This window comes from Pedobacter sp. L105 (genome assembly GCF_009765875.1).
Lineage (GTDB): Bacteria > Bacteroidota > Bacteroidia > Sphingobacteriales > Sphingobacteriaceae > Pedobacter.
Window position 1 is genome coordinate 239632 of sequence record NZ_LMUP01000004.1, and the last position, 11926, is coordinate 251557.

An 11926-nucleotide genomic window follows, 5' to 3' on the forward strand; every position below is an offset into this window, starting at 1 on the left:
GCAAAGATTGTTATAAATTTACTATTTTGCACCAAATGCAGTTCAAAGACATCATAGGACAGGAGGAAATAAAGCAGCAGCTGATACAGACTGTTGCAGAAAACAGGGTGAGCCACGCCCAGTTATTTCTGTCGCCTGAAGGTAGCGGGGCATTGCCTCTTGCCATCGCCTATGCGCAATATATCAACTGTTTAAGTAAAACAGCTACTGATAGTTGCGGTACTTGTTCTTCCTGCAGGAAGTACGAAAGGTATATCCATCCCGACCTTCATTTCTCCTATCCATTTTTTGCTTCGAAAGATGTTAAAATAGCCGTGGATGTATTAGAAGAATGGAGAACCATGCTGCTGAATGATCCTTATACGGATCTTGATATCTGGCGTTCGCAGCTCAACGCAGAAAACAAACAGGCCAATATCAATATCGCCGAATGTCATGATATCATAAAAAAGCTAAGTTATAAAGCTTTTGAAGCAGATACAAAGGTGCTGATTATGTGGCTGCCTGAATACCTGGAGAAAGAAGGTAATTCTTTACTGAAGATCATTGAAGAACCGCCTGCAAATACGCTGTTCCTGCTGGTGGCAAATAACCAGGAACATATATTATCCACACTTCTTTCGCGGACGCAAATTGTAAAAATTCCTAAGCTTTCCGGTGTTACTATAGAAAACTACCTGACTGAAAATCATAATCTATCAGCCGATCAGGCTGCTTCCTATAGTTTTCTTGCAGATGGAAATTTGATTGAAGCGAAGTCGCTGGCTGCCCAGGTGCATAATGACAATGCAGAAATATTTGCAGAATGGCTGCGGATGGGTTACGGAAACAGGGTTCCGGAGCTGATCACTTTTGTAGAGCAGGCAGCAGGCTGGGGTAGGGAAAATCAAAAGAATTTTTTAAAGTACGGCATTAGTTTTTTAAGGGAGTGCAGTCTCATTCTGAGTGGTGCAGATAGCCTTGTAAAACTACCTGTAAGGGCTTTAGATACTGCATATAGGCTAAGTAAGCATGTACTGAACCTCACCATGGCGGCCGCAATTATTACTGAGCTGGAGCAGGCTCATTACCATATAGAACGGAATGCTAATCCGAAAATACTATTTTTAGATGTATCTTTACAATTGGTAAAACTTATTAAGTTTAAAACGCTCCCGAAAGGGACTCAACATATATACAATTAGTTATGGGATGTGGAAGTTGTTCTACAGGTGGCGGTTGCGCCCCTTCTGGCTGCAAAAGTAATGGCTCATGCCTTACCGGAGGCTGCCAAAAAATGGAAGTTTACGATTGGCTGTCTAATTTGGACATGCCCTCAAATTATAAACCTTTTCAGGTAATCGAAGTTAAATTCAAAGGTGCCAGAAAAGAATTTTACCTGAACAATGACAATATTTACCTGGAAATAGGTGAGTTAATCGCCGTAGAAGGATCTACGGGCGGTTATGATATTGGTCACGTCTCTTTAACAGGTGAACTCGTGCGTATGCAAATGAAACGCCGTAAAACCCCTATGGACCAGGTTACCCGTAAAGTTTATCGCAAGGCTACAGAAGCTGATGTAGATAAATGGAAACTGGCGAAAGATTTGGAATGGGAAACGATGCATAAGGCGCGTACGTTAGCGCTCGACCTGCGTTTGTCCATGAAGATCAGTGATGTGGATTACCAGGGGGATAAAACCAAAGCTACTTTCTTTTACACTGCCGAAGGGCGGGTAGATTTCAGGGAACTGATCAAAAAGATGGCAGAAACATTCCGTATCAGGATTGAAATGCGCCAGATTGGAATGAGACAGGAAGCCGGAAGACTGGGAGGTATCGGTTCATGCGGACGTGAGCTTTGCTGCTCTACCTGGTTAACCAATTTTAAGACTGTATCTACTGCTGCAGCCAGATATCAGAACCTTTCTTTAAATACATTAAAATTGGCCGGACAATGCGGTAAATTGAAATGCTGTTTAAACTATGAGCTGGATACTTACCTGGATGCGTTGAAAGATATACCAGACCGCGTAGAAAACCTGCAAACAGAAGTAGGCACCGCACGTCATCAGAAAACGGATATTTTTAAGAAGTTGATGTGGTTTAGCTATCCTAATCAGGAAGACTGGATCCCTTTGAAAGTAGATCGTGTGAAAGAGATCATGGCGATGAATAAAAAGGGACAAAAACCAAGCAATCTAAAAGATGAGGCTGTAGAATTGCCAACATCTGCTATTGTAGAAAAAATCCCTGATTATGAAAATGTAGTTGGCCAGGATAGTTTGACCAGGCTGGATGATAAACCCAGGAACAAAAATAACCGCAATAACAACAAGAATAAACCGGGCAGTGTAAACAACAGACCAGAGCGTCCTGTAAAGGCAGGACAACCTGCACAGCGGACTGCTCAGCCTACTCCAAATCAAAAGCCTGCTGAAAACAGAAGGCCTCCTGAAGCGAGGAGAAACCCTGAAGTGAAGAAAGGCCCGGAAGTAAAGAAAGCTCCTGAAGTTAACAGCGTGCAGGATGTAGTGAAAGCAGAAGATGGAACGGTGGCTAAATCGCCATCTGCCAGCAGAAATAACAGAAGCAGGAATAACCGCAGACGTAACAAACCAACGGATAAGCCAAAGAATGAAGAGAATTAATCTTTTTGTATGGATAATATCCTGCATTCTCGTAGTGGGAATTTATGGATGTCATACCAATAACCTGATTGACACGAATGAGGAGATGCCCCAGAGGAACTGGAGTTATATCCAAAAGGTGAAAGCGATTGTCATCATTAAAGATCAAACAAAAGCTTATAACCTGAAATTTAAATTAAGGCATACCGCAGATTACCGGTATGCCAATATTTTTGTTTTAATGCATCTCAGTGGGCCGGGCATGCCAAAAGTTACCCGACGTTATGAATATAAACTGGCAGAGACCGATGGTGAATGGCTGGGTAAAGGTTCCGGAAACTTATATACCTATACGCTGCCCCTGCTTACCGGATACCATTTCGCGCAGGGAGGGAATTACATGATAGAGATCGAGCAGAACATGCGTGATAACCCTTTAAAAGAGGTTAGCGATGCCGGTATCCTCGTTTCTGAAGTTGGTGAAACTCAATAAGAATTTAATCCAGGGCCGGCAATAGCTGTTCTAAAGCCATTCCTCTCGATCCTTTCAATAGGATCAGGCTATCTTTAATGGGATGGGCTTGTAGCCAGGCCTCAGCTTCTTTTGGAGTAGCAAAAAAATCACCTTTATAGCTATCTTTTAAACCATAAAACTGTTTTCCTATAAATAACAAACTGTCCATTTTCAAGTCCTGTGTCAGGGCTGCAATTATTTTATGCTGCTCTTCAGCTTCATTACCTAATTCAAACATGTCGCCAATAATTGCCACTTTATTGCTGGCATGAAGTGTTGCTATGTTTTTAAGCGCTGCGGCCATGCTGCTGGGGTTTGCATTATAAAAGTCGCAGATGATTGTGTTAGTAGCTGTTTTGGTCAGCTGCGACCTGTTGTTTTTAGGCATATAACCCTCCAGTCCTTTGTTGATCTGGTCAACATTAAGATTAAAAAAGGCCCCGATACAAATAGCCGCCAGAATATTCTCAAAATTATAGGCCCCTGTAAGATTGGTATTTACCCGGAATGATTCATCTCTTCCCTTCCAGTTGAGCGCTATCAGCGGATCAGATTCAAGAAGTTCCCCTGTAATAAAATTGGTTCCTTCAGTACCATAATATACGAGGTGGTCCAATGCGGTTACCGTACTCATTTCTATCAGGTATGGGTTATCGCGGTTAATAAAAGCGGTACCACTTTCTTTTTTTAAGTATTGAAATAACTCTGCCTTTCCTTTTTTCACGCCCTCAAAGCCACCAAAACCATCCAGATGTGCCATTCCGATATTCGTGATCAATCCATGGGTAGGCTGGGCAATACTGCATAACAATTCAATTTCTTTCTGATGATTAGCACCCATTTCAATAACGGCAATTTCTGTATCATCCTGTATAGAGAGGATAGATAAGGGTACGCCAATGTGGTTGTTCAGATTGCCTTTAGTAGCGTAGGTCCTATACTTTTCAGACAAAACAGCGTTGATCAGTTCCTTTGTTGTTGTTTTGCCATTACTTCCCGTAAGGCCGATTACAGGAATGCGCAGCTCGCTGCGGTGTAACCTTGCCAGATCCTGTAGTTCGGTCAGTACATCTTCTACTAAAATGCAGCGATCGTTAACCCGGTAAGCTGCGTTGTCTATAATGGCAAAAGCAGCACCCTGGTTCAAAGCTTGTTCAGCAAAGGTATTCGCGTCGAAATTTTCACCTTTTAAGGCAAAGAACAAACAATCCCTGCTAATGCTCCGGGTGTCTGTGCAAATGACAGGATAGTAAAGAAAATGCTGATATATAAGTTGGGTCTGGGACATAGGTACAATATTGTTATTGAATAGCGTAAAATTACATTAAGCATTACAAACAAAAAATATTCTTTAGTACTTTGGTATAAATTAAATTACGCTCTCCGATGAAAAAAACCTTACTCTCACTTTTCTTCTTATTTTTTTGTCTAGGCGTGGCCAATGCACAGATCAAATCTCCTGAGGCTTTTTTAGGTTATCCATTAGGCAGCAGGTTTACCCCGCATACCCAGATCATCGCCTATTTTAAATACCTGGCTGCTGAAAACCAGCAGATCAGGCTAATTGATTATGGTAAAACGTATGAACACAGGGAACTGATGGTAGCGGTGATCTCTTCTAAAGAGAATATGGACCGCCTGGACGAGATCAGAAAGAATAACCTTGCGCTAAGCAGGGCTGGTGATCCTATCGGAAATGATAAGCAGCCAGCAATTTTGTGGCTAAGTTATAATGTGCACGGTAATGAAGCGAGTTCATCGGAAACATCTATGAAGGTGTTATATACACTGGCAAGCGGAACAGTGGCGCAAACCAGCGACTGGCTGAAAAATACAGTGGTGGTTATCGATCCTTGCTTAAATCCTGATGGAAGAGAACGGTTTGTTAATTATTTTACTTCTGTATCGGGAGCTCAGCCTAACGCGAATCCTGATGCGAGGGAACATAGTGAGCCCTGGCCAAGAGGAAGGGTAAACCATTATTATTTTGATCTTAACCGCGACTGGGCCTGGCAAAGCCAGATTGAAACCCGTCAGCGGCTGGCTTTATATCACCAATGGATGCCGGAAGTACATGTAGACTTTCATGAGCAGGGCTATAACAATCCTTATTACTTTGCACCGGCAGCAGAACCTGTTCACCAGGATATTACCCCTTTTCAGCGAGAGTTCCAGGTAATTGCAGGAAAGAACAATGCCAAATATTTTGATGAAAATGGATGGCAATACTTTACCAAAGAACGATTTGATCTTTTATATCCTTCTTATGGTGATACCTATCCCCTATACAATGGTGCCATTGGAATGACTTATGAGCAGGGAGGAATTGGTGCCGGCTTAGCAGTCGTAACTGCGAGCGGGGATACGCTGACCCTGGCCAACAGGATCAATCATCATTATACTACCAGCATGGCTACCCTGGAAACTGTGTCTAACTATTCTGCTAAGCTGGTGACAGAATTTAAGCAGTACTTTAAGCAGGCAATGACTTCTTCTCCCGGGCAGTATAAAACATATGTGGTAAAGGCCGATAATTTAAGCAGGCTAAAAAAAATGGCTGATCTGCTGACTGCAAATCATATCGACTATGCTTTCGGTGGCGAAAAGACCCTGAGTGGCCTTAGCTTTCAAAGTAAAAAAACCGTTAGCTTTAAATTGGGCAGGAATGATCTGGTTATAAATATGAAACAACCAGCAGCGGTACTGGCCGATGTCCTTTTTGAGCCGCAGACAAAAGTTACAGATTCCAATACCTATGATATTACGGCCTGGGCATTACCTTATGCCTATGGTTTAAATGCTTATGCCTGTAAGGAATCTGTAAGCGGTGCTTTCAGCAAAATAGAGGAAGAAAATGGCAATCCGGTTACGGCATTGAAACCGTATGCCTGGATCTTACCGTGGAACGGACTGGAAGATGCCCGGGTACTGATTGCCCTGCAGCGGGCCAATGTTAAGGTACGCATGGCAGAACAGGGTTTTACTACTGGCGGTAAGGTATATGTGGAGGGCTCGCTATTGGTTTACCGTCTGGAAAATGAAGGTATCAATAAAGATATAACAGCTAAAATAGCTGTTGTCTCGAAAGAATTTAATACAACATTTACTTCTATCTCCACTGGTTACGTGGAGAAAGGGAAAGATTTTGGTTCTACGGTTTACCCGGTGATCCCTGCACCTAAAGTAACCCTGGTTTCGGGTGATCATGTTTCTGCACAAGCAGTTGGCGAGGTTTGGCACTTCTTTGAACAGGAGCTGCATTATCCGCTTAATATCATCCCGGAGCGTAACCTTGGCTATCTGGACTTGTCAACTACAACAGTGCTGATCTTACCAGATGGAGAATATATGCGTAACAATATAGAAAAACTAGAAGATTGGATTAACCGGGGAGGAAAAGTTATTTTAATGGAAGATGCCATTTCCAGTGTTATCGGTATAAAACCTTTTGACATCAAAAAGAAGGAATTCTCACTTCCCACAGACAGTGGAAATGTGTCCCGCATGTATAGGGAAAAGGACCATGATAACCTTGCCGATGCTATTCCTGGTGCCATCTATAAAGTAAGCCTCGATAAAAGCCATCCTTTAACGCTGGCGCTGGGTGATTTTTATTATACGCTGAAAACAGATGATAAAATTTATGAACCCTTAAAAGCAGGATGGAATGTTGGCATGCTCAAATCGAATGCATATGTTGCCGGTGTAGTTGGTAAAAACATTCAGAAAAAATTATCAAGCGGATTAATCTTTGGCGTTCAGCCCGCGCAGCGTGGAAATATCATCTACTTTTCGGGGGATGTTTTGTTCAGATCTTTCTGGGAAAGCGGAAAACAACTCTTCACCAATGCATTATTTTTAATCAATTAATATAAATACTAGTAAGTCTGTAGGATAAAATCCGTATTTGTCTCTAAAATAGAGACTTATGTAGCGTATTTTTTACAAAATATTCAATTATTTCATGTTAAAAAGCAGGAAGCAGTCAGTTAAGCTGGCTGCTTTTTTTACGTCAGATTGTTGGAAAAAATTTTTAAATAACTAAAATATTTTCTTTTATATGTCTGTTTTTCAGTAGTTTAAAACGAACATGTAATTATAATAAATGTAATAATGACGCAATAATTAGTTTGTTTTTACAATATTTTAAATATTGTCTATGTTTCATCATCAGTTTGTCAAAATTTTCATTCATTCTTGTTCACAATTAATTCGGATTCTCAAAAAATATATATTTAGCCCTAATTATTAACTAACCTAAAAATTAATTTATGAAAAAACTTATACTAAGTTTGTTCGTAATGGTGTGTATTGCTATTTCAGCGATGGCACAAGATCGAACAGTATCTGGTACAGTACGTGGTAAGGATGACGGACTTCCAATTCCAGGCGTGAATGTCAAAGTTAAAGGAACCCGTTTAGGGGCTACCTCCGGCAGCGACGGAACTTACCGCATCGGCAATGTTCCTCAGGGTTCAACTATCTTATTTTCTTTTATTGGATACGATGCCAAAGAAGTTGAGTTAGGCTCAACTAAAGTTATAGACGTTGTCTTAACCTTAAATTCAAAACAATTGGGTGAAGTGGTGATCAATGGTTATGGATCACAAACCCGGTCAAGCGTTACCGGAGCAGTTAGCCAGGTAAAAAGCGGTGATCTGGAAAACAAAGATTTCACTTCATTGGATCAATCGCTTCAGGGTAAGGTTGTAGGGTTACAATCAACGGGCTCTTCGGGCCAGCCAGGCGCACTTCAGGATGTAAGGATTCGTGGTATTGGTTCCATTACCGCTAATGCGAGCCCTCTGTATGTGATTGATGGTATTATCATTAATTCGGGAGACCTTTCCAGAAACACTACAACAGCGAATGCTTTAGCCGGTTTAAATGCGAATGACATTGAGTCAGTCAACGTATTAAAAGATGCTTCTGCATCCGCTATTTATGGATCAAGAGCGGCAAATGGGGTTATCGTTATTACTACCAAACAGGGTAAAGCAGGAAAGACCAAAGTTACTTTGGATGCTGAGTTCGGATCTACCAAACCGGGAAAACTTCCTGATGCCGGAAAATCTTTAACCACAGATCAGTGGAGAACATTAACCGCAGAGGGAATTTTAAACAATCCTTCTTTTGCCACCGCTAATGGTATAACCAGTGGCAATGTAAATGATTATGTGAATAATACATTGGGTGCGGGAACAGGAGTAAACACCAACTGGCTGGATGTGGTTCAACGTAACGGCAGACAGGAACAGTATAACCTGGGGATCAGCGGGGGAACCGATAATACGCAGTTCCATATCTCTGGCGGTTACTTCAAACAGCAGGGAACAATCATTGCATCTGATTTTAACAGGTATTCCCTGAATATGGATGTGAAAACTAAAGTCAATGACCAGCTGTCCTTTTCTACGACGTTAATCATTGGCGCAACAGGGCAGCATTCACCTTCGGGCGGTAGCGCTTTCTCTAACCCGATCAGCGCAAGCCAGTTTTTATTGCCTTTCCTTAATCCTTACAATGCAGATGGCTCTTATAATATAGATCCGGTAACGTTCCCTGCAAATAATTATAATCCGCTGTACAATGCAGCGAACAACACCAGTGCATTAAATCAGCTAAAAGGATTAGGAACGGTTTCAGGTGAATATAAAATATTGGATAACCTGAAATTTACCTCAAGAATAGGGGTTGACTATAACAATCTGGAAGAAAATAATTACTGGAACCCTACTTATGGTGATGGTCAGGGTTATGGGGGATTATCATCCCGTTATTATACCCGTTATTTCAACTGGACATGGAGTAACTTAGCAGATTATCACCTGGATGTTAACCATGATAATACTTGGGTAGCCAATGTTAAAGCAGGTTACGAAGCTCAAAAATCACAATATTATTATTCCAGTGTAACCGCAACAGGTTTCCCTGCAAACACTGCCATCAACGTTCCTTCGGGCGGGGCTACACCTCTGGAAGCATCGGGTTCGAATGAAGACTATACCGTAGCTTCTTTGCTGTCCCTGGCAGATTTCTCTTACAAAGGAAAATATGTGATCTCAGGAAGTTTCCGTAGGGATGGCTCGTCACGTTTCGGCGCTGCAAACAGATATGGCGACTTCTGGTCGGTTGGTGGTTCATGGAATGCCCAGCAGGAAGATTTTATCAAACAGCTGACCTGGATCAATACCCTTAAAGTGCGTGCTTCTTATGGTTTAACCGGTAATGCCAATATTGGTAATTACAACTGGCGTCAGTTATACAGTTATGGTTATAACTACAATGGATTGGGTGGAACCGCACCAACTTCGGTAGGTAACAACAACTTAACCTGGGAAACCAATAAACAATTGGACCTTGGTCTGGACCTCTCGGTATTGAAAGACCGTTTATCATTTACTTTTGATTATTACAACAGGGATGCCACCAATTTATTGTTGAACCAGCCTACTTCCCTGACGACCGGGTTTAGCTCTTTCACCAACAATGTTGGATCGATGAGAAACCGCGGTACAGAGTTCTCTGTTTCAGGAACCCCAGTGATTGCAGGTGATTTCAAATGGCAGGCAGGTTTTAATATTGCCCACAACGTCAACAAAGTATTGTCGCTGGTAGATGGAAAAGATATCATCAGCGGTGCATATATCAATCGGGTAGGCCTGGATGTACAAACCTTTTACCTTCGCCAATGGGCGGGTGTAAATCCAGCTAATGGAAGCCCGTTGTGGTATACCGATGCCAGCAGGACAACTACTACCTCTAATTACAATGCCGCTGCTTTAGTGGCCAATAAATCTGCCTCGCCAAAAGTGTTTGGTAGTTTTACGTCCAGCTTTAGCTATAAAGGATTTAGCCTTGATGGTATGCTGTATTACAATTTTGGTAATTATGTACAGGATGCCTGGGCAAGATATACCCAGAGTGATGGTGCCAATACCTCTTTCAACAGGGTGGCAAGCCAACTGGATGCCTGGTCAAAACCCGGCGATATCACCAACACGCCAATCTATATTTACAATAATACCAACAACTCCAGCAGGGCTTCGAGCCGCTTTTTATACAAAGGCGACTATGTACGCCTGAGAGAGTTAACAGCTGCTTATCAGTTTCCTAAAGAGATCCTAACTAAAACCAAACTGTCAAGTTTGAGGGTGTATGTTAGAGGTACTAACCTGTTGACGTGGGTACGTGATAAAAATTTACCTTTTGATCCTGAACAAGGGGTGATCAGCCAGGGTAACTTCAATATTGCCATACCAAAAGTATTTACAGTGGGCCTAAACGTAGGATTTTAATTAAAAGCAATTCGGCAATGAAAAATTTTAGAAACAACTATATCATCACCGGGGGCATTATTGCTTCCCTATTATTGGGGTCCTGCAAAAAGGATTTCCTGGATCAAAAACCATATACCAGTGTTGCGGCAGGCGATGCAGTAAAGACTGAGGCAGATCTGCAATTAGCTTTAACAGGGGCCTACGCAAATTTAAGAAGTTCCAATTTATATGGCAGGACATTACCTGTGTTTGGTGACCTGCTGGCCGATAACGTTTTTGTATCTTCTGCCAATTCAGGCAGGTATATTTCAGAAAACACGTATACCGTTGTGATCAACGACGGGGATGTGGCCGGCGTATGGACAGATGCTTACAGCACGATCTTAAGGGCCAATAACATCATAGATGCCGCGCTGACTGGCGGTGCTACGGTAAATCAGATCAAAGGTGAGGCCTATGCCATCAGGGCGCTGGTTTATTTTGACCTGGTTCGTGCCTATGGTAAACCCTATACTGATGATCCTAATTCACCAGGTGTTCCGATCGTATTACATTACGATCCAAAAGCTTTGCCAACAAGAAATACGGTAGCTGAGGCTTACACACAGATCCTTTCAGATCTGGATCAGGCTTATAGCTTAATGACTGCTTATAATGGTTCAGGTACATTTTCAAAGTACGCAGCACGTGGATTAGCTGCTAAAGTGAATTTAAACAAAGGAGATTACCAAAAAGCACTGGACGAGGCAAAAGATGTAATTACCGCCAGCGGCTTTAGCCTGGTTGGTGCTGCCGATCTTGCCGGATACTGGGCTGCTGCAACTCCTCATGATTCAGGTACCAAACAGGAAACGTTGTTTGAAGTGGTATCTGATGCGGTAAATAACAACAGTTATGATGAGCTGTCAAATATTTACGTGCAGGGCGGAACCTCTTATGGAGACCTTTTGACCACTAAATCGGTATATGATCTTTACAGCGCGACAGATGTGCGTAAAGCTTTGATCTTAATTGGCGTTCGTCAGAAAACAGGTGGTGAAAACCCGGCTTATATCGTCAATAAATATCCCGTGGTTACCGGTGATTTTAATGATAAAAAGGTTCTACGTTTATCTGATGTGTACCTGGTTGCTGCTGAGGCTGCAAACAGACTGGGATCTGGTGATGCGACTACTTATCTGAATACACTGGTAGCACAAAGAGACCCATCCCTGGTTTATGCTTCTACCGGAGCGCAGCAGTTGACCGATATCATAACGGAAAGAAGAAAAGAACTGGCCTTTGAAGGCGATAGGTTCTATGACCTTAACCGTTTGAAATTGGATATCAACAGAGGTGCTGAGTACAGTACTGGCGTGATTAAATATGGCGATACCAGAAGGGTATTACCAATTCCGCAAAGTGAACTCAATGTGAATCCTAACGTAGCCCAAAATCCAGGATACTAGTAGATCAGCAGCTGCAAAAAGTGGGTTTCCAAAGTAAGCCACTGAAAAAATAACTCTTCAATGATGGAGATTC

At 42.1% G+C, this 11926-nt stretch carries 7 protein-coding genes; 6 read left to right on the forward strand and 1 reads right to left on the reverse strand.

The annotated features are described in order from the left end of the window. Nucleotides 1-35 precede the first annotated feature (35 nt). From GSQ84_RS06185 to GSQ84_RS06195, 3 genes are read left to right on the forward strand one after another with little or no spacing between them, the layout of a single operon-like run. On the forward strand, nucleotides 36-1184 hold the full coding sequence (locus GSQ84_RS06185; protein WP_158796391.1) for a hypothetical protein: 1149 nt from the start codon (nucleotides 36-38) through the stop codon (nucleotides 1182-1184). Nucleotides 1185-1186: 2 nt separating this feature from the next. After that, nucleotides 1187-2632 (forward strand): regulatory iron-sulfur-containing complex subunit RicT, encoded by a 1446-nt coding sequence (locus GSQ84_RS06190; protein WP_158796392.1) that lies wholly within the window; start codon nucleotides 1187-1189, stop codon nucleotides 2630-2632. Beyond that, nucleotides 2619-3104, forward strand: a complete 486-nt coding sequence (locus tag GSQ84_RS06195; protein WP_158796393.1) for a gliding motility lipoprotein GldH — start codon at nucleotides 2619-2621, stop codon at nucleotides 3102-3104. Before GSQ84_RS06190 ends, GSQ84_RS06195 begins: the two co-directional genes overlap by 14 nt. A 4-nt stretch (nucleotides 3105-3108) precedes the next feature. Here the strand turns inward: GSQ84_RS06195 and murF are convergent, their stop codons facing one another. Further along, on the reverse strand, nucleotides 3109-4413 hold the full coding sequence (gene murF, locus GSQ84_RS06200; RefSeq protein WP_158796394.1) for a UDP-N-acetylmuramoyl-tripeptide--D-alanyl-D-alanine ligase: 1305 nt from the start codon (nucleotides 4411-4413) through the stop codon (nucleotides 3109-3111). 98 nt (nucleotides 4414-4511) lie between these two features. Here murF and GSQ84_RS06205 point away from each other — a divergent pair, with 98 nt between their 5' ends. The 3 genes from GSQ84_RS06205 (at nucleotide 4512) to GSQ84_RS06215 (ending at nucleotide 11853) form a co-directional block, all read left to right on the forward strand. After that, complete coding sequence (locus GSQ84_RS06205) at nucleotides 4512-6995, forward strand: M14 metallopeptidase family protein (RefSeq protein WP_158796395.1); 2484 nt, start codon at nucleotides 4512-4514, stop codon at nucleotides 6993-6995. A 401-nt stretch (nucleotides 6996-7396) separates the two neighbouring features. Continuing rightward, entirely contained in the window at nucleotides 7397-10423 is a 3027-nt protein-coding gene (locus GSQ84_RS06210) for a TonB-dependent receptor (RefSeq protein WP_158796396.1), read from the forward strand. A gap of 17 nt (nucleotides 10424-10440) precedes the next feature. Continuing rightward, nucleotides 10441-11853, forward strand: coding sequence for a RagB/SusD family nutrient uptake outer membrane protein (locus tag GSQ84_RS06215; RefSeq protein ID WP_158796397.1), 1413 nt, complete (start codon nucleotides 10441-10443; stop codon nucleotides 11851-11853). Nucleotides 11854-11926: the final 73 nt, after the last annotated feature.